We start from the raw sequence: 23,169 nt of genomic DNA, 5'->3' as shown, positions 1-23,169 counted from the left end.
ACGTTACCGACAAACGTTTACTTAGTAGCGGGAACCGGACTCGAACCGATGACCTTCGGGTTATGAGCCCGACGAGCTACCTACTGCTCCATCCCGCGATATTGGACTGCAAATATACGAATTATTTTTAAAACTCCTAATTTTTCTTTTAAATAAAGGACTTTCATGAAAACTATTTTAATATTCGTATCTTTGAGGTATGGCAAAAATATTGAAAATTTATCCGGACAACCCTCAGGAAAACCTTATCAATGAGGTAATTAAAACCTTAAACAATGGTGGATTAATTATCTATCCTTCCGATACCGTCTATGCTTTAGGCTGTAATATTTTTGATATTAAAGCGATGGAAAAGCTTGCCCAGATCAAAAAAATAAAGCTCGAAAAGTCAAAATTCTCCATTATCTGTAATGATTTAAGCCATCTTTCGGATTTTACAAGACCGATTGACACGTCTATCTTCAGATTTCTGAAAAGCCATCTTCCGGGACCTTTTACCTTCATTCTGGATGCCAATAAAAGTCTGCCGCTGGCTTACAAAGGTCATAAGACCATCGGAATCCGTGTTCCCGATCATCCGATTCCACAATTAATTGTTGAAAAATTAGGACATCCTATTGCTTCCACATCCATTAAAGATGATGATGAAATCATTGAATATTCTACCGATCCTGAACTGATCGCCGAAAAATACGATCATCTGGTTGATATCGTAATTGATTCCGGTTATGGAGATAATATGGCTTCCACAATTGTAGACCTTACTTCGGGAGAACCTGAAATTATCCGTCAGGGAAAAGGAAATATTTAATTATAAAAAAGCTTTGTCTTTTTATTTAAAATGATGGTTGAAGGTTTTTAGTATGAGTCTGAACGGAAAATATTCCTTAGGAATTCTTCTTACATTTGTTTTGCTCGCCGCAGTAATGCTGTATATTTTTCCTTTTATTACAATGATGACGGGAGAAAAAACCTTTACTGCAACTGCATTTTTATATTCCAGAATGGTGCTCTGGATAGTTTTGGCAATTACTTTTCTGTACAGTTTCTTTATCGAAAAACAATCTTTTCTGCTGTGGAAAGACAAAAACTATTCTTTCACATTTTATCTGAAAAAAATACTCCGTCTTTATTTAATTTGTGCCGTTGGTGGAGCTTTTTTAAATCTTTTCATCAAAATCATCACCCACGAAAATACGAGTGATAAAATCGCACAGCTTTCATTAATTTTTAAAAACAATTATCCATTGATTATTTTTACCTGCTTAACAGCGGGAGTGGTGGAAGAACTTCTGATGCGCGGTTATATGCAGCCGAGAATTGAAAAAATTTATAAAAATCAATACGCAGGCATTGCAGTTTCCGCTCTTCTATTCGGCATTCTTCACATGACGTATGGAACGATAAGTCAGGTGATCATTCCTTTATTCATTGGAGTTGTTTTTGCTTTGTTTTATAAAAAATATTCTAACATTAAGATTGTAATCATGTGTCATTTTATGTACGATTTTGTCTCACTGATGATCATGAATCTTATCAATTTCAAACATTTATCTGTCTTTTAACATTATGAAAATAGTAACATCCCCTGCCAAATTAATGAATGTGGAAAATTCAAGCGACCTGTTGAAAACCACCACCCCTAAATTCATTGAACAGTCAGAATTTATACACTCTTATTTAAAACAAAAATCGCCGAAATATCTTTCTGAGCTGATGGAAATTTCCGCCAAATTAGCAGACGAAAACTGGGAAAGAAACCAAAAATGGAAAGCAAAACCTTCCGCAAAAGAATCGGCTCCTGCTCTATTTGCCTTTACAGGAGAAGTTTACAGAGGTTTGGATGCCAAAACATTAGACAAAGATGCGGTAGATTATCTTCAGAAAAACCAGAGAATCCTTTCCGGATTATACGGATTGCTGAAACCTTCGGACAAAGTGATGCTTTACAGGCTGGAAATGGGAAGACCTTTTGAATTTGATGAATATAAAAATCTTTACGAATTCTGGAGAGAAAAGATAACGGAACAGCTAAATTCTGAAATGAAAAAGAATGAAATCCTCCTAAATCTTGCAAGTAATGAATATTTTAAAGCGGTTGACCGTAAAAAACTCAACCATCAAATTATCGATTTCGATTTTTACGAATTAAAAGAAGGAAAACTGAAAACCATTGTAGTTTACACGAAACATGCACGAGGTCTGGTTGCAAGATTTTGCGGACAGACCAATGCACAGACTTTGGATGATGTGAAGGCTTTCAACTACGAAGGTTATCTCATTAATGAAGAAAAATCCACTGAAAATAAACTGGTTTTTGTACGATAAACACTGAAATGATGAAAAAAAATTATTTACTTTTAACGCTTTTCTTTACCATTACCTTTTGCTATTCTCAAAAAAAAGAGATCGATTCTATCTCTTTTTCTCTGGAAAAGCAACTGCTTACATTTTCGGGAAAAGTGAATGGAAAAACGATAGAATTTGCGCTCGATACGGGAGCCGCTGTTTCCGTAAGCAATTCTATCAATAATAAAACTGCCGGAGTAGAAATTCTGGATTCCAATAAAACCATCAACGATTCCAGCAACAAAAAGATAAAGATTAAAAGCACAAAAATAGAATCGCTTTCCATAGGAAATTTTGAGGTAAAAAATCTTAAAGGAGTTACGTTTGATATGCCTTTTTTGTATTGCACCAATCTGCTGCTTCTGGGACAGGATTTCATTAAAAAATTCAACTGGAAAATAGATTTTACGAAAAAGCTTATTTATATTTCAGAAAAACCATTTCCAACGGATCGCTCTTATCATAAATGGACGGTTTACTATAACAGCAACAGACCTTTAATTGATTTTACCATTCAGAACAAAACCTTTAAAAACTGTTTGTTAGATACCGGATTTTCAGGTGTAATGGAAATTAATTCTAAAGATACGGACATCATGAATACTATTTTTGATGAAAAAAAGTCTAAAAATCAAGCCGATGAATTCGTTTCTACGAATATGGGACTGAGCGGTTTGGGAAATCCCGAATCTTACAGCACCTTTTTTGTTGATGAAATAAAACTGGATCAGACTGTAATCCGTCAATTGCCGGTAACCATTAATAAAACAAAGGAATCCAAAATTGGTATTAATTTTTTCAGCCAGTATTCAGATGTTTTAATCATGAATTTTAACGAAAATGCTTTCTACTTAAAACAGTCCGGAAAACCATTGCTTCCTAAAAAACAAATGGATGCCAAAGCTTTTTTCATCGACGGTAAGCTCACCGTAATTTCAAAAAATATGAACGAAAATTCTACGGCAAAAAACGTACAGATCGGAGATCACATCAAATCGATCAATGGTAAAAATGCATCAGAATTTACGGAATGCGAGCTGTTGCAATGGGCATATTTCAGCAAAGAAGATTATATCCTGGAAAAAGAAAACGGCGAAAAAATTGAGATTAAAAGCAGCAGCCATTTAAAATAATTGTCTAAAAATGACCATTTCAGAACTAAAAAATTACTTCAAAACAGAACTTTCCACTTTATATACAGACTCGGAATCTGCATTTCTGAGTTCAATATTCATCGAAAAAATTGTTGGGTTTGATACATTTCAGCAGCGAAGATTTGCAGAACACGAATTGCTTTCGGAAGATGAAAAAAGGCTTCTTGAAGTTATTTCGGAGCTAAAAACGTCAAAACCCTATCAACATATTTTAGGCGAAACAGATTTCTACGGAATGACATTTTTTGTGAATGAAAATGTGCTGATTCCCCGTCCTGAAACGGAAGAGCTTCTGGAATTGGCAATAAAAAAGATTAAAAGTTCAGCGTCTGATATTCAAAGTTTAAAAATTCTGGATATCGGAACAGGAAGCGGAATCATTCCGTTGGTTTTAAAAAAACATTTCCCGCAGGCGGAAGTTAGTTCTATCGATTTTTCTGAAAAAGCACTGGAAGTTGCCAGAAAAAATGCAGCATTTCATCAGCTTACTATCAATTTCATTCATGCAGATTATCTGAATTTTGATTTAAAAGAAAACTTTGATGTCATTATTTCAAATCCGCCTTATATCGGAAAAGATGAAGAACAGGAAATAGAACATTCCGTAAAAGGTTTTGAACCGACCATGGCACTCTTCTCTCCTACTTCCGATGCATTGATTTTTTACCGAAAAATTGCCGAAGATTCTAAAAAATACCTGAACAAAAACGGACTGTTATTTTTGGAAATCAATCAGAAATTAGGACCAGAAACACTGGATTTATATCGTAATGATTTTGAAGAGGCAGCATTAATCAAAGATTTATCGGAAAATGACCGATTTGTTTTTGGGAGGAAGTAAATATGAATGGTTGATGACTGTTTAAATAAAACTCTATGGAGTTTTATATGTGTAGCAATCATATTCTGGAGATGCTTAGCGTTCCTGAGCTTTAGCTAATTTAATAATGAAGAAAACAATTGGCTTTAACCAAAGCTTATCCTAAATTTCAGTTAAAGTTAATATTGATTTAAAAACTTAACAACGAGCTGAAGGTTAGCACAGAGTCTGTTTAAAGTTTTTATTTAACCACAAAAGTCACAAAAGATAACTAAACTTTTATTTAGGCTGATAATTATAAATGAAAAATTTCACCATAGTTTTTAAAAATCTTTGATTTTTATTCTTTTGAGGGCTTTGATTATTAATGAAATTCGCTTTAACATTGTCTTTTGTGCCTTTTGTGGTTAATTCTGAAATTAGTTTAAACAACTTCACAATTAAAAAACACAACATTTTGATAAATTTTAAGCGCATTTTTTGATCTTTTCATTTTAAATAAAAATTCATACAGATTCATCTTTTATTTTAGGTTTCAATCAAACTTGCGTATAAACTTTAAAAAACTTAACTGGATTTTAACCAATCTTCATTTAATTTTTCATGACAAAATAGCTTTTCAGTATTTATACTGATTTTTTGGTAATCCAAAATCATTAGCTTTAATTCAGGTTATACGATTAAACAATTTTCAACAAATCACACCAATCATTGAACAATAAAGGGTTTTAAAACTTTTTTCAAACAAATTTCACAACAAAAATATTTAATTTAAATATTTATATATATTTGTGTGTAATCGATTACACATTATTGAATTAATTTTAAATCTCTTAAAAAATTATTAATCATGAAAAAACTCTTTTCATTTTTTATTCTGGTCTTCGGCTCTTTTCTGCTGAATGCACAGGTAACGATTACACAGGCAACCGGATGGCTGGAAACAGCCTATGTAAAATGGAATCCCGTAAGCGGAGCCGACAGTTACAGAGTCTATTACACAGGCGGCGGTTTCACCAACAAAATAATTGATAATCAGTTAATCAGAAATTATGGTTCTTATTTTCGTGCGGATATTTTAGGATTAAGCCCCGGAAATTACACCATAAAAGTAGCTCCTGTTACAAATAATGTGGAAGGAAGTGCCACAGTTTCAGGTTCGGTTACCGTTCTTCCTCATGACAGAAACGGTTTTGCGCACAGCAACGGAAGAGTTCCCGGTGCTTACAATCTGGACGGAACGCTAAAAGCTAATGCCGTGGTTCTTTATATAACTCAAAATAATAAAAATACGGTTTCGCTTAATGTAACGGGAGCGACAGCGAATCCATGTGTTGGTTTGCAGACGATTCTGGATGGGTTTAAAAAGGGATATGACACCCGTCCTCTGGCTATCAGATTTATAGGAAACATTACCGATCCAAGCTATCTGTTGAACGGAGATGCGGTTGTAGAGAACAAGAATATCGCCGCAAGCTCCATCACACTGGAAGGAGTCGGTTCGGATGCCCTGATCAACGGATGGGGAATCAGAATTAAAAATGCCACCAATATTGAAGTCCGAAATCTTGGATTTATGCTGACTGATGCTGCGGAAGGAGACAATCTGAGTTTACAGCAGGACAACAGTTATATCTGGGCGCATAACTGCGATCTTTTCTACGGGAAACCGGGAAGTGATGCGGATCAGGTAAAAGGAGACGGCGCTCTGGATGCGAAAAAATCTACGTACATTACTTTTTCTTACAATCATTTCTGGGATAACGGAAAGAGCTGTCTTCTGGGTTTAAGCGAAGGAACAACTTCAGGATTGTACATTACTTATCACCACAATTGGTTTGATCATTCAGATTCCAGACATCCGAGAGTAAGGTATTATTCTGCCCATGTTTACAACAATTATTACGACGGAAATTCTAAATACGGAGTGGGCTCTACATTAGGCTCTTCTGTTTTTGTAGAAGGAAATTATTTCAGAAATGCTAAATATCCGATCCTGATCTCCAAGCAGGGAACTGATGTTGCCAATGGTGCAACCGGAACTTTTTCAGGAGAAAACGGAGGCGTTGTAAAAGCTTTTAATAATTTTATGATGGGACAGACTGCTTTCATTCCTTACAATTCTTCCACAGCAGCAAGCCATTTTGATGCTTATGTGGCTTCCTCGAGAACTGAAGTTTTAGGAACCAACATTAAAGCATTACAGGGAAACGGAACGTACAATAATTTTGATACGGATAATACTTTGTATGTTAACGCTCTGGTTCCGGATGCTCCAGCAACTGCAAAAGATAAAACGACACAATACTCCGGAAGAGTTTCCGGGGGAGATATTAACTGGACTTTCAATAACGCTGTTGATGATACTTCTGATGCCGTAAATACAGGATTGATGGGTTTGCTGCAAAATTATACGTCTTCGCTTGTATCGGTGCAGGGAGAAACTGCCGCTCCGGTAAGCTCACAGACTTTAACGATTGCCTCCAATAATGATCAGACCGTAGCTTCGGGAAGCGCAATAGCTCCGATGGTATTTACATGGGGAGGAACAGCAACGGATGCTACCGTAACGGGACTTCCGGCTTCGGGAATCAGCTTTGTTAAAAATACTACGGCAAAAACAATTACTGTTTCCGGAACACCGACTGCGGATCTGGATTTTACGATAACAACAGTAGGTTCTGCGGGAACTCCGGTTTCAGGAACAGGCAGCATTTCGATTACGCCAACAGGAACCAATCCGCAGGGAAATGAAATTCACAATTTCACAACATCCAATTTAACGAGTTCTTTCTATACGTTTACATCTGCAAATATGAATTCTACGGATGGTTCTGCAACTTATAACGGATTAACTTTAACGAAGAGATTAAAGATAGAATCTGCAACAGGAATCACTTATACAACTTCTGCTCCGTCTTCGCTTACACTTGTGTTTGATCCTAGTTTCGGCGGAACAATTAAGGTGGATAATGTTTCTTATACAGCTTCTTCAGGGATCGTGAACGTTTCAAATATTCCCGCAGGTTCGCATTCCATCACCAAAGGAAGTGTGGCAAATTTATTCTACATTAAAACAGAATATGCTTCTGCCACTATTTTAGCAACCCAAGAGAATAAAGTATCACAGAGATTAACCATTTATCCGAATCCTGTTGAAAATTCTTTCAGCATATCATCCACAGATACCGTGGAATGGATAACTATCATTAACAACGGAGGCGAAATCTTAAAGACCATCAGAGGAAATGTAAAAAATGTAGATATCCGCGAACTTAACAGCGGTATTTACTTTGTTCAGATCAAAACCAATAAGGAAATAATTAATCAGAAGATCATTAAAAAATAAATAAAATCAGATCATTAACATTTTGTTGAGCCGTCTCATTTCTGGGGCGGTTTTTTAATTTTGAATGTAAAGGTTTATTCCGGAATAACTTCTGAAATGATGCAAGACTTAATCTGCATTGAAACAAACGATTTATTATTGAAGTAGTTTAAACAATTTTATTGATAAAAATGTAAAGAAATTCAAGTCTAAAACATTCGCCATTCCCAAAAAAGACTGAATATCCAGTCTTTTGATTTCAAAATTCAGTCTTTTATATTCTTTGTTTAGCCTTTTTGCCTCACTGAAGAGTCTTTTAAGGTGGATTTTGATTCTTTTATTATTAAAATCCAGTTTTTTACACTCAATTTTCAGTATAAAAGACTGGTTTTACACTCAATTAAAAGATTTTTATCTGTCTTGAGCTTCAATAAAAAAGCAATGAACCATATAATTCATTGCTTTTAAATTTATCTGTAAGAAATCCTTATCCTATTCTTTTCTTCACAAAAATCTCATACCCCAGGTAAATCAAAGGAAGTGACATAATTCCGAGATACATTGAATTTTCAATCGCCGCCTGTGGCTGATTGGCAACTGCATAAATAAGACCGAAAAATGCACCTCCTAAATGCGCGGCGTGACCAATATTATCGTTGTGATTCGGATTCAGCATCATATAAACAGAATAGCTGAAATAAACAAGACCAAATATATATCCCGGAATTCCGATGGGAATGAAAAACATATAGATTTCTAAATGCGGAATCAGGGCAATGGATGCGAACAAAATTCCCGAAACTCCTCCACTAGCTCCAATGGCGGAATACCAAGGCTGTCTTTGATAAACAAATAGCGAAAACATATTTCCCAGCAAGATTGATCCGAAATAAATGATCAGAAAACCTAAATTTCCAAATCCCTGAATAACAACCGGACCGAAAAAATACAGGGTAAGCATATTAAACACCAGATGCATAATATCTGCATGCAGAAATCCTGAAGAAAGCAAACGTATGTATTCTTTCCTGTTTAATATGGCGCCTACACTGAATTTATATTTCTCAAAGTTGGCACTTCCCATGGGAGCTGCAAAACTGATAACAGCGGTTATGATGATGATTGCTATTAAAATATTCATTTTTTCAACATTTAATGTTCTGTATTATCGTCATTCTGAAACAGGTTTCCAATGGTTCCGTCTTCATCAAATCCCGCCATAGGTTCCGGATCTTCATAGACTTCCGGCTCTTCTTCCACAGGTTCAGGAATGTTGATGTTGATGGATTTTACCTTGAATTTTGTAAACTGGTTTCCAATGGCTTTGATTCCTTTTACGGCAATAAATTCATCGATATTCACTTCTTCCGGCTCTCGCTCTTTGCCTTTGTCTTTTGCGAAAATAATTTCGGCAGTAGCTCCGTTGGCAACAATTACATTTTCAATAAACGATTTCGAATGTTCCGAAGGCATAAAAGTCTGTACATTCGGCGTGTTTTCAAATAAAAAGCGTTTGATGAAATAAATATCTTTTTCACCATCGTAATAGATGCAGGTTACCGGCTGATTCGGACGCCATTTTTCCAGCACCAGATATTCGTCATCGAAGCGGTTTCCGAGATCAAAGGAAACTAATTTTGCTTCTCCGTTGGTGTTGATGGTTAAAATTTTATCATCCCCTTTGAAGCTTCCCAGTAAAGTTCCTCTTCCGTCTGCATTCAGTCTTCTCACCGTATCATCAAACCAGATTCTTCGCGGTGCTAATGTAGAAACGCCTTCTTCCTTCAGATCCACTTTCTTAACGGAGTATTTTGTCACCAGATTTCCTTTGGAATCACGACCTTTAATCGCCAGTTCTGAGAAATCGATGTCCATTTTATTTTTTCTGATTCTTGGATTGGGTTTCAGAAGAACTGTCACTGTTTCAGCTTCTCCGTTTGGATTTGCCGAAAAATAAAGCACTTCCGATCCTTTTTTATCCGAAGCTAAAGGATAATCTGTATTTCGTGTAACACCAGTTACGGAAAAACGCTTCATATAGTAAGGTCCTTCCCTTCCTTCGCGGTAGATCATATTGTAGACCGTCCTTTTATCGTTTTTCTTCCAGATCGCAACATGAAGAATATCTTTTCCGATAAATGTTTTTGCCTCTACTTTTACCACTTTCATGCTTCCGTCTTTTCGGAAGGTAATGATGTCGTCGATATCCGAACAGTCGAACAGATACTGGTCTTTTTTCAGAGACGTTCCGATAAAGCCTTCCTCGAAATTGGCATAGAACTTTTCATTGGCAACCGCAACTTTTGTTGCATCAATGGTATCAAAAATTCTAAGTTCAGTTTTTCTCTGTCTGTATTTACCGTATTTTTTCTGAATGTTCAGATAATAATCTATCGCGTACTGAATAAGATTCGCAAGATGATGTTTCACCTGCTCGATCTTACCTTCCAGCGCAGCAATATTTTCTTTGAATTTATCTAAATCGAATCTTGAGATTCTCTTGATTCTGATTTCTGTCAGTTTTAAAATATCTTCTTCCGTTACGGCTCTTAAAAGATGTCCGGTATGAGGTTTCAGTCCTGCATCAATGGTTTTCAGAACATCTTCCCATGTTTTTACCTCTTCAATATCGTGGTAAATCCTGTTTTCGATAAAAATTCTTTCCAGTGAAGAAAAATGCCAGCTTTCCTGAAGCTCATGAAGCTCGATCTCCAGTTCTTTTTTAAGCAAAGAAACAGTATGATCGGTGTTCATTTTCAGAATATCAGAAACATTCATGAACATCGGCTTATCGCCGACAATTACACAGGCATTCGGAGAAATGGTGACCTGACAATCGGTGAAAGCGTATAAAGCGTCAATGGTTTTATCCGGCGAAACATCATTATGAAGATGGATCAGGATTTCAACTTTATCGGAAGTATTGTCTTCAATTTTTTTGATCTTGATCTTTCCTTTTTCATTGGCTTTAATAATGGAATCAATCAGATCACTTGTTGTTTTAGAGTACGGAAGCTCCGTAATAATAAGGGTATGCTTATCGTAAGGGGAAATTTTGGCTCTGGCTCTTACCTTTCCGCCACGGTGTCCGTCGTTGTATTCGGAAACATCGAGATAACCCGCCGTCATAAAATCAGGGAAAAGCTCAAACTTTTTACCTTTCAGATACGCTACGGAAGCATTGATAAGTTCGTTAAAATTATGCGGAAGAATTTTGGTTGAAAGCCCGACTCCGATCCCTTCAACGCCCTGCGCTAAAAGCAGTGGAAATTTTACAGGAAGATCAATCGGCTCATTATTTCTGCCGTCATACGATTTTGCCCATTCCGTTGTTTTCGGATTGAAAACCACTTCGAGTGCAAAAGGCGTTAATCGGGCTTCGATGTATCTTGCTGCCGCTGCAGAGTCTCCGGTGTAGATGTTTCCCCAGTTTCCCTGTGTATCAATCAAAAGTTCTTTCTGGCCGATTCCCACCATCGCATCCGTAATGGAAGCATCACCATGAGGGTGATATTTCATGGTGTTTCCAACGATATTGGCAACTTTATTGTAACGTCCGTCTTCCAGCTCCCGCATGGAATGCATGATCCTTCGCTGAACAGGCTTAAATCCGTCATAAACCGATGGAATTGCCCTGTCTAAAATTACATAAGAAGCATAATCCAAGAACCAGTCTTTATACAGTCCTGAAACTTTTTTTAAGCTTTCGCCTTCATGCGAGTATTCTTCTGTCATTCTTTAATTTATTAACTCTTTTTCTCTTTATTGGCCTTAACGACCTTATTTAAGGAAACTTTTAAATCACTAATTTCTCTTTTGGTAAGATATGAAATTTCATATCTTAAAGTAGTGGAACCGCTGTTTTTGCTTGAGATGGTAACATAAAGCCTTTTCATAAAGAAAAGATCAATAATCTCAAATTTCTGCAGTTTATACTTCGGGAATTCATCACTTAGCGGCTTATGCAGAAAAGGAATGATATTCCGGTTTCTGAAATGAAGCGCTTCTCCGTCACTGTCATATTCAAAAATCTGCCTTCCGTTAAGATAGAAAAATACAATTAAAAATACGGGAACAATAATCAGCAGTACGCCTTCCCATCCAAGGATTTTAAATTTGTATTCCTCCAGAATATAAGCTCCGACACCTCCGACTAACAGCATAGCCAGCAAGGTAGTTATGAAGCTGTAGACCGAAGTTTTGTTACGGTTACTAAGTCTCATATTAAATGTGTTTGTGAATTTTTGTGTTTTTCTAAAATAAGAATTTTAATTAATTTTCATCTATGATCTCACTCAATATTTCTTTTTTGTCTATATCCGGATCTTCTACCACTAAATTTTCAAGAATAAAAACCTGTCTGTCTGGTGTATTTTTTCCCATATAAAATTCCAAAAGCTGATCGATGGTCTGATCTTTTCCTACCACAACAGGTTCCAGACGGATGTCTTTCCCGATAAAGTGCTTGAATTCATCAGGAGAAATCTCTCCCAATCCCTTAAATCGTGTGATCTCAGGATTTTTTCCCAATTCATTCAGCGCTTTTACTCTTTCCTGCTCTGTATAGCAATATCTTGTCTCTTTTTTGTTTCTCACCCTGAATAGCGGTGTCTGAAGAATGTAAAGATGTCCGTTTTTAATCAGATCCGGGAAGAACTGAAGGAAAAACGTGATCATCAGCAGACGAATGTGCATTCCGTCGACATCGGCATCGGTGGCAATAATTACCTGATTGTATCGAAGATCCTCAAGACTTTCCTCAATGTTCAAAGCTGCCTGAAGGAGGTTGAACTCTTCGTTTTCATACACTACTTTCTTGGTTAAACCATAGCAATTTAACGGCTTTCCTTTCAGAGAAAATACCGCCTGAGTTTCCACATCTCTGGATTTTGTAATGGATCCGGATGCAGAATCTCCTTCCGTAATAAAGATCTGGGTTTCCCCTTTTCTTTCGTTTTTCTGATCGTTGTAGTGCTGTCTGCAGTCGCGAAGCTTTTTGTTGTGCAGAGAAACTTTTTTGGCTCTTTCTCTCGCTAATTTCTGAATTCCGGAAAGCTCTTTTCTTTCTCTTTCCGAGATTAAAATCTTTCGTTGGATCGCTTCGGCAACTTCAGGGTTTTTATGTAAAAAATTATCTAATTTACTTTTCAGGAAGTCAATGATGAAGGTTCTTACGGTTGGTCCGTTCGGTCCGATGTCATTGGATCCTAACTTTGTTTTGGTCTGAGATTCGAAAACCGGCTCTTCTACATTGATGGAAACCGCTGCCACAATAGATTTTCTCACATCGGATGCATCAAAGTTTTTATTGAAAAACTCACGGATGGTTTTCACGTAAGCCTCACGGAAAGCGTTTAAATGCGTTCCTCCCTGTGTTGTGTTCTGTCCGTTAACGAATGAAAAGTACGTTTCTGTCTGCGATTTATCGGTATGCGTAATCGCAACTTCAATATCATTATCTTTCAGATGAACAATCGGGTAAAGCGTTTCGTTTTCCAGCTCCTCGTCCAGCAAATCTTTCAAACCGTTTTCTGAGAAGAATGTTTCTCCGTTGAAAAGAATTTTTAATCCGGGATTAAGATAGGCATAATTTCGGAGCATTCTTTCGATATACTCTTTTCTGAATTTAAAATGAAGGAAAATATCGGCGTCCGGAATGAAGGAGATTTCCGTTCCGTTTCTGTCTGATGTATCTTTTTCCTCGAAGTTTTCGGTGATAAGTCCTCTTGAAAATTCTGCAACTTTCATCCTTCCGTCTCTGAAAGAACGGACACGGAAATAATCGGAAAGGGCGTTAACTGCCTTTGTACCCACCCCATTAAGACCTACGGATTTTTTAAAGGCTTTACTGTCGTATTTCCCTCCGGTATTCATTTTAGAAACCGCATCCACTACTTTTCCCAACGGAATTCCACGCCCAAAATCCCGGATCGTAACTTTACCGTCGTCTAATTTTATTTCAATTCTTTTACCGGCTTTCATCCTGAACTCATCGATGGAGTTGTCCAGAATTTCTTTCAGTAAAATGTAGATACCATCATCGGCGGAAGAACCGTCTCCCAGCTTCCCGATATACATTCCGGGACGCAGGCGGATATGCTCCTGCCAATCGAGGGTTCTGATATTATCTTCGGAATAGATCGGATTTATTTCTTGTGACATATATAATTTCAGCAAACATACAAAAGTACGAAATTGAAGAAAATTATCCGAATATTTTGATTCATTTTTTTGTAAATATTCTCATAGGTATTGCATTATTAATAATGAAATTCTATATTTACATTATTCAATATCAAGTGAAAAACCTGCTTTATTTTATTTTTTTCGTTAAAATTAAAGCTGATTATGTTTGAATTTAATAATCTTAACAACATCAATAAATATTATCTTATGGCTGTCTTTCTGTAATTACCACTAAAACTGAAACCAAAAACCAAACTCACATGAAAAATAAATTGAATGCCTGTATCATTGATGACATAGATGAAGGCAAATACATTTCCCGATTACTGAAAAAGGAATTTCCTGAATTCGAAATTGACCTTCAGACGAAGTGTATTCTTTTCGATTCAGATTACTTCAGCAAAAATTCTACGGATATTTTACTCGTTGATATTCATTATTTTGACGAAAATGATCTGGAAATGCTGGAAAAACTTCAAGAAAACGATTTCTCCATCATTCTTATCACAGAATCAGAAAAATCTGCTATTCAGGCAATAAAAAGAGGATTTATCCATTACATCTTCAAACCTTTAAAAAATCTGGATTTCGTGCTCACCGTTAATAAAGCACTCGAAAAATTCAGAAAAAACAGGATCTCCCCATTTTCCGGTTTTCAAAACAAGATCAATCTTCCTACCCTCCAAGGTTTTAAGCGGGTGAATATTGACGAAATCATTCGTTGTGAAGCCGATTCCAATTATACTTTTATTTACCTTTCCGACAAAAGCAAAGTAATGGTTTCCAAAACACTGTGCGATTTTGAGAAGAACCTTTCGGAGTATAATTTTTTTAGAATTCACCATAAGCATCTCATCAATCTCGAACATCTGAAAGAATATATTAAAGGAAAAGGCGGACAGGTGGTAATGGCGGATAATTCTGTTCTGGATGTCTCCATCCGGAAAAAAAACGAATTCCTTCATAAAATGGCTTAATGTAACGTGAGTTCGATGTAAAAACAATACAAAAATATCAGTAGGAATTTATACCACTTAAATGACTAAGAAAGCAATTGGCTTTAGCTAAAACTTATACAAATTTTGGTTAGAGTCAATTTTGATTTGGAATCTTTACATCGAACTTAAGCCTGACGCAATTAACAGAACACAAAATATTGATTATCAATTAATTTATATTCTCTTTATCGAAAACGCGTTAATGTAAGAATGAATATTTTTACATAAAACCGTGATTTTTACATAACAGGAAATTCTTCCTTTACTAAAATTAAAACAATAACATTCAGTTATTTAAGCATAAAATCATCGCAACTTTTTGCGCAGTAAATACATTTATTTGCGAAAAGACTACACTTACTCAAAATCCGTTCACATTTGCTTAGTCACTTTAGTGTGAGATTATTTTATGTGATACTTTTAAAGTCTTAACTACATGTAGAAAATTTAAACAGCTAAAAAGGTGAAAACCAAAATGTATTCAATGAGTATTAATTCTTAAAGTTTTTGTTGGTTTTTGATGTATAAAATCAATTTCGCATCATGGTAAGAATGTATTTTTTAATCTTCTGTTTTCTTTTGGGAAACTTAATGCTTTTGGCACAAAATCCTCCCTGTTCAGACTTTAATGATCCTGTAAATCCTTACGGAAACTGGGCTCCGGCTGCCGCGCCCAACGGAAATGTAAGCGTGGGTGTAAGTTCTCCGAATCCCCTGGACGGATCGCAGTTTCTTGTTATAAAAGACAAGTCGGGAGGATCATGGTATCAGAACTGGAAAGATTACCAAAAGCTGGGAAACTATTTTTTAGGACAGTGTCTTTATTTTGATTTTTATCTGGATAACGACAGTGGCTACGGATTGCCCTATCATCCTTACATCACGCTTTCCGACGGTACCAACAGCGCTACATTTGTTGCAAGTGTAACGGTAACTCCCGGAAGCGGATGGGTTCGTATAAAAGCGCCTATTCAGCTTTCCAGCGGCGGTGTTCTTCCGAGCAATTCCGATGGAGCATGGACGATGAGCCCTGTGAATGCGGCAATTTTCGACAATATCATCATGAATTCTCAGGTTCTTTCCATTACTCCGGATATTACGTCTACACAACAGGAAGTGATGTATTTCGACAATATCTGTGTAAAACCTTGTGAAGGATGCAATGAATGCAATTCCAACTTTAAAATCCAGACTACAACAAGCACATCAGGAAATTACACTACGGCTCAGGTATTTCTGGAGAGTACCAATTCTCCAAGCTTATATAAAGTAGACTGGGGCGACGGAACTTCTGGAAATGTTTTAACATCCCATACTTATAATCTGCCGGGAAGCTACACTGTTTGTGTGACTCAGTTTGAAGGAGACCTGCCTAAGTGTAAAACGTGTATTTCAATCTGCGTTCCGAAACCTGCGGAAGGAGGAAATGCCAAAAATTCAGCTAATCTGAAATCTCCGCTGAAAGATGTTGCAGAGGCAGCAAGAGCAGAGTCCGGAACAGCCAGTCAACCGGATTACAATCTGGTTCCCAATCCCGCAAAAAATTATGTTGATGTACAGACCAATCTTTCCAAAAGAGGAAATGTAACTGTTAAAATTATGGATACTTCCGGAAAGATTCTGATTAACACTTCCGAAACGGTAGAAAGCGGAAGGCAAAGCATCAAGATTAATACTGAAAAACTGATTCAGGGAACTTATATTGTTGAGATACAATCTGAAAACAGTAAATCTTCGCAAAAACTTCTGATTTCGAAATAAACCGATCAACAAACACAAAATAAAAAATCATGAAAACAATACTAAAAACTGAAGGACTGCTTCAAAAAAGCTTTCAAATCATAAAATCACAAAAATTAATTTTAGCCCTTTTCATTGGTTTAATCTCACATGCTGAAGTTTCTGCGCATGCTTCTACGATTACCAGAAAATGGTGCGGCGGATTTTTTCACAGAAAATTTGTCGCTCAGGCTCAGACTTCTGTCCTTTCTTACAAAAAATATGTAACAGGGTACAACTGTATCGGTCAATTTGTAGGATACGGAAATGTGGGTTTATGGTCTTCCACCTGTTCTAATGAAAGCAAAGGATGTTCCCGTCCTCAGACAGCCATCTGCAGCAAAAGCGGAACGGTTTACGATCAGGTTTACAATGTCTGTACCCTTTCTTTCACAGGTCCGTATGCGTACAACAGCTATGCAAAAGCCGAACACCTTACCAGCGGAATTTATCTTACACAGACTTCTTCCGGCAGAGGTTCTGCAGGACTTACAGGAAGCTATACCTTAGATGAAAAGAAGTTCTCTAAACTGGTAGATAACGGAACTTCTTTTGGAGAAATTACCGGTGATGTTACGGTGAACGATAATAATCAACTGGTTGTTACTAAAATGAACGGAAGAATCAACATCACTCCTTCTGCGGATTTTTATTCTAACGTAAAAATAGTTGTTATTAAAGAAAACGTTAATATTTCGGATGACGAAGCGCTTGCAAATGAGCAGGCTGTACAAAACGGAACTTATCCTGATGTGGTGTATACCGCAACCGTACATATTTCTAAAAACGGACTTACTTACGACGGAATTTTTAAAAACGGATTTATCAGCAACCAGATTAAAGAATATGCTACCGCACAGGAAAAAGGTGTTTCTTTCAGCAATTTTTCTTCATCCGTTCCTATTAATGTTAATTTAAATGATGATGAAAAGCTTACGCTGGTAACGGTAATGGATGGCGGATTTGATATCAGTACCGCAGTGGTGCAAAAAAATGCAAATACGGCAATTGATAATACTCTTTCTTCTGACACGCCAAAACTCACTCCAAATCCTGCAAAAGATTATGTAGACGTAAATATGAACCTTGAAAAAAGAGAATTGATTACTGTAAGAATCATCAGTTCTTTGGGTAAAATAGCTGCCGAAAAATCTGAAACGCTGAACAGCGGGAAACAATCCATGAGACTCCATACGGATCAGCTTCTTCCCGGAACTTATATTGTTGAGATAAAATCGACTTCTAAAACGGCTTCGCAGAAACTGCTCATAACGAGGTAGCGCAATTCATATCTTTAAAAAAGCCATCCGAAATCGGGTGGTTTTTCTTTGAATGATTTCTTTAAAGACATTTTAAGTATTTCATTCATCCTCCAATAAAATATCTTTTTGCGTTTTGTGGTTAATTTAAGCCAATAAATCTCTCCTGATTGTAAAAAATAAATTAAATTCGATACAAGAAAAAAACAATCCTTAATGATACAACTTCCTTTGTCCAAACTTTCCAATGTAGGAACTACGATTTTCAGTCAAATGACGCAGCTTGCCAATGAAAATGAAGCCATCAATCTATCGCAGGGGTTTCCCGATTTCATGCCGGATTCCGAATTGCTGTATCATGTGGATCATTTCATTAAAAAAGGCTTTAATCAGTATGCTCCGATGGGCGGAATGATTGGTTTGAAGGAAGAAATTGCCGGAAAAATAGAAAATTCTCATCAGGCAGTGTATCATCCCGATTCTGAAATTACTGTTACTGCAGGCGGAACTCAGGCTATTTTCACTGCAATTGCGACTTTTGTAAAGAAAGAAGATGAGGTCATTATTTTTGAACCGGCTTACGACTGTTATGAACCTACGGTAGAACTTTTCGGGGGAATTGTAAAGCGTTTCGAAATGAAAGCTCCCGATTATGAAATCGACTGGAATGTGGTAAAAAGTTTAGTTTCGGAAAAAACCAAAATGATCATCCTGAATAACCCGAACAATCCTTCCGGAAAGATTTTAAAGGAACATGACATTCAGGAATTAATTAAAATTGTGGAAGGAACTTCTATCCTGATTTTAAGTGATGAAGTGTATGAAAATATTGTTTTTGACGGAAAACAGCATTTAAGCATCTGCAAATATCCCGAACTGAAAAACAGAAGCCTTTTAGTGGCTTCATTCGGAAAACTGTTTCATGTGACCGGCTGGAAAATAGGCTATTGTGCGGCTCCGAAATATCTGACGGATGAATTCAGAAAAATACACCAGTTTAATGTTTTCTCCGTAAATACACCGATGCAGCTTGCTTTGGCGGAATATATGAAAAATCCGGATCATTATAATCTGCTGAATCAGTTCTTTCAGGAGAAAAGAGATTTTTTAAGACAGGGTTTAGCCAATACTTCTTTTGAATTACTGGATTGCGAAGGAACGTATTTTCAGGCTTTAAAATATGATAAGATTTCTGACAAAAATGATCTTGATTTTGCTCACGAACTCACGATTAATCATAAAGTGGCAAGTGTTCCTTTTTCTTCTTTTTATAAAAATAAGCTGAATGAAAATGTCATTCGTCTGTGTTTTGCGAAGAAGCAGGAAACTTTGGAAAGAGCTTTGGAGAATTTGTCTAAACTGTAATTTTATTTCCCGCAGATTTAGCAAACTATACAGTTTCAAAAAAATAAAAACTGGTGACATCAAGAATTTCTGTCACCAGTTTTTTTATTTAAACATTACAAAAAGATTGTACGTAATATATCATAAAGTTTGTTTAAACTAATTTTAAATTTAACCGCAAAAAATACAAAAGACTTTAGTGGGTTTATTTAAAGTATTTCAAAAGTTTTTTTAAACTTATGTGCTCTTTTTTTCCATTTAAGTAGTAAACTTAAAAAACTAAAGTGTTTAAATCTTTTTGCATCTTTTGCGGTAAAAAAGTTGAAATAAAAAACTGGTGACATTGATAATTTCTGTCACCAGTTTTTATTTAAGATTATAAAAACATTCCACCGGAAGCTTCAATTCTCTGTCCGTTGATCCATCTTGCCTCTTCGGTACAGAGGAAAGCCACTATTCCGCCGATATCGTCGGGAACTCCTGCTCTTCCTAAAGCGGTATTATTGGCAACCATAGTATTGATATTTTTATCATCTCTTGTTCTTCCTCCGCCGAAATCTGTTTCAATAGCACCGGGAGCCACAACATTGGATTTAATTTTTCTTGCGCCCAGTTCTTTTGCCTGATATTTCGTAAGCATATCAATCGCTGCCTTCATAGAGCCATAAACGGAAGATCCGGGTAATGCAAACCTTGCCAATCCTGAAGAAACGTTGATGATTCCACCACCTTCATTCATAAAAGGCAAAAATTTCTGAGTCAGGAAAAATACTCCCTTGAAATGAATATCCACCATATCGTCCAGCTGCTCTTCACTAACCTCCGGAATCGGGCAATATAAAGCTGTTCCTGCATTGTTGATGAGATAATCGATATTTCGGCTGCCTGTATTTTCTTCAAGATGATCTCCGACCGTTTTTACAAAAGCATCAAAACTTTTCACCTCTTTTGTATCCAACTGATAAGCAATTGCTTTTTGCCCCAAAGACTGAATTTCTTCTACTATTCTATCCGCTTCTTCCTTATTGGTTCTGTAAGTTAAAATCACATCAAGACCTTTCTGCGCAATTTTAATAGCAGAATTTCTTCCTAATCCTCTGCTTCCACCCGTAATTAGGGCAATTTTTGTTCTTGTTTCCATTATTTAATGATTTATTTTAATGAGACAAAGTTCAGATAATTTACGGTTCAGGCGTTTGCTTTATTCAAACTTAAATTTGCAAAATTCAAATCATGACCGGAATTCCAAAGGAGCGAGAGATGTTTTCTTTTTGAAAAAGTTAGAGAAGTGTGCAATCTCTTCAAATCCCAAAGCATATGAAATCTCAGAAACGTTCCATTTTGTCTGTTTCAGAAGAATTTTTGCTTCCTGAACAATTCTTTCTGCAATAATTTCGGTAGTTGTTTTTCCGGTACTTTCTTTCAGTTTTTTATTTAAATAATTTACATGAACCGCCAATCGGTCTGCATAATCTTTTGCCGTTTTCAATTGCAGTCTCTGATCCGACGATTCTATGGGAAACTGCCTTTCCAACAGTTCGATAAATAAAGAAACAACACGCAGTGAAGCGTCATTTGATGTTGATAATTTTGAAGCCGGCTGCAACTTTTGCCCATAATGAATAAGCTCCAGAACATAATTTCGGATAAGATCATACTTAAAAATATAATCGGAATTAATTTCTTTTTTCATCTTATCAAACAGGAGTTCTATTTCGTCTGCCAAAGCATCATCAATTTCAAAAAGAGGAACATTTCCCGGCTGAAAGATCGGTAAATCTTCAAGCGTATTGTGTGATTTATCCTTAATAAAAAAATCTTCTGTAAAAACGCAGAAACTCCCCGACTGGAAAGGATCTTCGGGAATCCAGTGATAAGGAACTTTAGGAGTCGCAAATAAAAGTGCATTCCCTTTTATCTGAATAATTTTATCTGCATATTCCGCTCTGTTTCTACCTCTTATTAAGCTTATCTTGTAATATTTTCTTCTGTTATAAGGCATTTCGGAGGTTGTTTTGATTTTTTCAATCGTTTTGGCAATATCAAAAACATTGAAATGACCAATTTCTTTATGAAGCCCTTTCGGAAAAATAGTTTCGAGATCCGTTCCGAGTTTCGCGGTCATTTCTCTGTAAAAATCATCCAGCGACGTGTAAGAAGTATGCTGCATTTTTTCCATACCTAAGAATTTGTAAAATTCAAATGTACGGAATATTCTTTCTGAAATCCACAACAATAATTTTATAAATTTATCAAACTAAGGTGATTTATATTGAAATATTTTATAAATTAGTAATTACCAAATTAAAATTATGTCTTATATGAAAAATCAAAATTTATCAAATGGAAAAAAGCTTAACAAAAAGCAGTTAAGATCCATCAAAGGCGGACTACAGCAATGTGTTGATCCGGAAACAGGACTCTGTAAAGCATATGGCAGACGTTGTGCAGAACCGAAATGTTTTGACCTCCCTTAACCTATTAAAATCACCATTATGAAAAATCAAAATGTATACAACGGAAAGAAACTGAATAAAAAGCAGTTAAAATCTATTACTGGCGGAAAAGAAATCTGTACAGATCCTTTTACCAAAGAATGCTTTAAGTACGGCATTGGCTGTGTAGAATTAAAATGCCAGTTTGTGTAAAACTTTAATCTTCAACTTATTGTTATAAAAAACGCTCCCAAAAAAATTATTGGAAGCGTTTTTCTTTATAACTAACTTTAATACTTTATTCTTATACGTTGAATCTGAAGTGCATGATATCACCGTCTTTTACGATGTATTCCTTCCCTTCTACAGAAAGTTTTCCGGCTTCTTTTACTTTTACCTCAGAACCGTAGTTTACATAATCATCATACTTGATTACTTCTGCACGGATGAACCCTTTTTCAAAGTCGGTATGAATTACACCTGCAGCCTGCGGAGCCGTCCAGCCTTTTCCGATTGTCCAAGCTCTAACTTCTTTTACTCCTGCTGTAAAATAAGTCTGTAATTTCAATAGATCATAAGCTTTTCTGATCAATCGGTTCACTCCCGGTTCAGTAAGACCAAGTTCTTCAAGGAAAATTTCTCTTTCTTCAAAAGTTTCCAGTTCATTAATGTCTGCTTCAATCTGAGCGGCTAAAACAACTACTTCTGCGCCTTCATTTTTAGCCATTTCTTCAATTTTACCAATCCATTCGTTACCATGCTTGATGGAATTTTCATCCACGTTACAAACGTAAAGAACCGGCTTATTGGTTAACAGTTGAACATCTCCTATAATTGATTTCGTAAGATCGTCTGTTGCAAATTCTCTTGCATTTTTACCATCTTCTAAAAATTTCTGAAGACTCTGAAGTGTTTCATAAGCCAAAACATCTTCTTTTTTACCGGATTTGATGAACTTTTTAGCTTTCTCAACTGCTTTTCCTACCGTTTCAAGATCTTTCAGCTGAAGTTCGATATCAATGATTTCTTTATCTCTTAACGGATCTACCGAACCTTCTACGTGAACAATATTTCCGTTATCAAAACATCTTAAAACGTGGATAATTGCCTCACACTCACGGATATTGGCAAGGAACTGGTTTCCTAGACCTTCTCCTTTACTTGCTCCTTTTACAAGTCCTGCAATATCTACGATCTCTACAACCGCAGGCAAAACTCTCTCAGGTTTTACCAATTTTTCTAGCTCAAACAATCTGTGATCCGGTACTGAAACAGTTCCCAAATTCGGTTCGATGGTACAGAAAGGATAGTTTGCCGACTGTGCTTTTGCGTTGCTCAGACAGTTAAAAAGAGTTGATTTACCTACATTCGGTAAGCCTACGATTCCACATTTCATATTGTAAAATTCTAAGTTTAAGGTTTATTGTTCAAAGTTTTATTTAATTTAGCTCTGAACTTTCAGCGTGCAAAGATAGTCATTTTAAAGGGAGTTTCATAATAAAAAAATCTGCCAATAT

At 36.2% G+C, this 23,169-nt stretch carries 18 protein-coding genes and 1 tRNA gene; 11 read left to right on the top strand and 8 right to left on the bottom strand.

What is annotated here, in order from left to right; all coding sequences use genetic code 11:
- Nucleotides 1–25: 25 nt before the first annotated feature.
- Nucleotides 26–98: transfer RNA gene (locus DD829_RS18055), tRNA-Met, on the bottom strand.
- A 101-nt stretch (nt 99–199) separates the two neighbouring features.
- Between DD829_RS18055 and DD829_RS18050 the strand changes: the two genes are divergently transcribed.
- The 6 genes from DD829_RS18050 (at nt 200) to DD829_RS18020 (ending at nt 7,672) form a co-directional block, all read left to right on the top strand.
- Nucleotides 200–811, top strand: coding sequence for an L-threonylcarbamoyladenylate synthase (locus DD829_RS18050; protein ID WP_076389901.1), 612 nt, complete (start codon nt 200–202; stop codon nt 809–811).
- 52 nt (nt 812–863) lie between these two features.
- Nucleotides 864–1,565 carry a CPBP family intramembrane glutamic endopeptidase gene (locus DD829_RS18045; RefSeq protein ID WP_116548011.1) on the top strand — a complete coding sequence of 234 codons (702 nt, stop codon included), beginning with the start codon at nt 864–866 and terminating at the stop codon, nt 1,563–1,565.
- A gap of 4 nt (nt 1,566–1,569) precedes the next feature.
- Nucleotides 1,570–2,328, top strand: coding sequence for a peroxide stress protein YaaA (yaaA, locus tag DD829_RS18040; RefSeq protein WP_108411344.1), 759 nt, complete (start codon nt 1,570–1,572; stop codon nt 2,326–2,328).
- A gap of 8 nt (nt 2,329–2,336) precedes the next feature.
- Nucleotides 2,337–3,482: a retropepsin-like aspartic protease gene (locus tag DD829_RS18035; protein WP_108411343.1), complete on the top strand. Its 1,146-nt coding sequence runs from the start codon at nt 2,337–2,339 to the stop codon at nt 3,480–3,482.
- Nucleotides 3,483–3,492: 10 nt separating this feature from the next.
- Complete coding sequence (gene prmC / locus DD829_RS18030) at nt 3,493–4,344, top strand: peptide chain release factor N(5)-glutamine methyltransferase (protein ID WP_108411342.1); 852 nt, start codon at nt 3,493–3,495, stop codon at nt 4,342–4,344.
- Nucleotides 4,345–5,173: 829 nt separating this feature from the next.
- On the top strand, nt 5,174–7,672 hold the full coding sequence (locus DD829_RS18020; protein ID WP_116548009.1) for a T9SS type A sorting domain-containing protein: 2,499 nt from the start codon (nt 5,174–5,176) through the stop codon (nt 7,670–7,672).
- Between the two features lie 466 nt (nt 7,673–8,138).
- Here DD829_RS18020 and DD829_RS18015 read toward each other — a convergent pair whose 3' ends face one another.
- The 4 genes from DD829_RS18015 to DD829_RS18000 are packed head-to-tail and all read right to left on the bottom strand — an operon-like array spanning nt 8,139 to nt 13,813.
- A complete protein-coding gene (locus tag DD829_RS18015; RefSeq protein WP_108409794.1) occupies nt 8,139–8,792 on the bottom strand; it encodes a rhomboid family intramembrane serine protease in 654 nt (217 codons plus the stop codon).
- A gap of 11 nt (nt 8,793–8,803) precedes the next feature.
- Entirely contained in the window at nt 8,804–11,386 is a 2,583-nt protein-coding gene (locus DD829_RS18010; RefSeq protein ID WP_108409793.1) for a DNA gyrase/topoisomerase IV subunit A, read from the bottom strand.
- Between the two features lie 11 nt (nt 11,387–11,397).
- A complete protein-coding gene (locus DD829_RS18005; protein ID WP_076389887.1) occupies nt 11,398–11,874 on the bottom strand; it encodes a hypothetical protein in 477 nt (158 codons plus the stop codon).
- A 49-nt stretch (nt 11,875–11,923) separates the two neighbouring features.
- The gene (locus DD829_RS18000) at nt 11,924–13,813 is read right to left on the bottom strand and encodes a DNA topoisomerase IV subunit B (protein WP_076389885.1); all 1,890 of its coding nucleotides are present in this window, start codon (nt 13,811–13,813) and stop codon (nt 11,924–11,926) included.
- A 284-nt stretch (nt 13,814–14,097) separates the two neighbouring features.
- On the opposite strand from DD829_RS18000, the gene DD829_RS17990 reads away from it, so the two are divergent.
- The 4 genes from DD829_RS17990 to DD829_RS17975 all read left to right on the top strand — a co-directional run bounded on the left by DD829_RS17990 (nt 14,098) and on the right by DD829_RS17975 (nt 19,238).
- On the top strand, nt 14,098–14,814 hold the full coding sequence (locus DD829_RS17990; protein WP_108411372.1) for a LytR/AlgR family response regulator transcription factor: 717 nt from the start codon (nt 14,098–14,100) through the stop codon (nt 14,812–14,814).
- Nucleotides 14,815–15,378: 564 nt separating this feature from the next.
- The gene (locus DD829_RS17985) at nt 15,379–16,596 is read left to right on the top strand and encodes a T9SS type A sorting domain-containing protein (protein ID WP_108408699.1); all 1,218 of its coding nucleotides are present in this window, start codon (nt 15,379–15,381) and stop codon (nt 16,594–16,596) included.
- A 29-nt stretch (nt 16,597–16,625) separates the two neighbouring features.
- Entirely contained in the window at nt 16,626–17,894 is a 1,269-nt protein-coding gene (locus DD829_RS17980; protein WP_108408700.1) for a T9SS type A sorting domain-containing protein, read from the top strand.
- 195 nt (nt 17,895–18,089) lie between these two features.
- On the top strand, nt 18,090–19,238 hold the full coding sequence (locus DD829_RS17975; protein WP_108408701.1) for a methionine aminotransferase: 1,149 nt from the start codon (nt 18,090–18,092) through the stop codon (nt 19,236–19,238).
- 355 nt (nt 19,239–19,593) lie between these two features.
- Here the strand turns inward: DD829_RS17975 and DD829_RS17970 are convergent, their stop codons facing one another.
- Nucleotides 19,594–20,358, bottom strand: a complete 765-nt coding sequence (locus DD829_RS17970) for an SDR family NAD(P)-dependent oxidoreductase (protein ID WP_108410509.1) — start codon at nt 20,356–20,358, stop codon at nt 19,594–19,596.
- Nucleotides 20,359–20,448: 90 nt separating this feature from the next.
- Entirely contained in the window at nt 20,449–21,387 is a 939-nt protein-coding gene (locus DD829_RS17965) for a helix-turn-helix domain-containing protein (protein WP_410493823.1), read from the bottom strand.
- A gap of 325 nt (nt 21,388–21,712) precedes the next feature.
- Here DD829_RS17965 and DD829_RS17960 point away from each other — a divergent pair, with 325 nt between their 5' ends.
- Nucleotides 21,713–21,865 (top strand): bacteriocin, encoded by a 153-nt coding sequence (locus DD829_RS17960; RefSeq protein WP_108409124.1) that lies wholly within the window; start codon nt 21,713–21,715, stop codon nt 21,863–21,865.
- Nucleotides 21,866–21,956: 91 nt separating this feature from the next.
- Here the strand turns inward: DD829_RS17960 and ychF are convergent, their stop codons facing one another.
- The gene (gene ychF, locus DD829_RS17955) at nt 21,957–23,048 is read right to left on the bottom strand and encodes a redox-regulated ATPase YchF (RefSeq protein ID WP_087711593.1); all 1,092 of its coding nucleotides are present in this window, start codon (nt 23,046–23,048) and stop codon (nt 21,957–21,959) included.
- Nucleotides 23,049–23,169: the final 121 nt, after the last annotated feature.

It is taken from the genome of Chryseobacterium sp. HMWF035, assembly GCF_003094695.1.
Classification (GTDB): domain Bacteria; phylum Bacteroidota; class Bacteroidia; order Flavobacteriales; family Weeksellaceae; genus Chryseobacterium; species Chryseobacterium gambrini.
The sequence above is the reverse complement of the archived record's forward strand: the minus strand, read 5'-3'. Positions and strand labels throughout refer to the sequence as shown.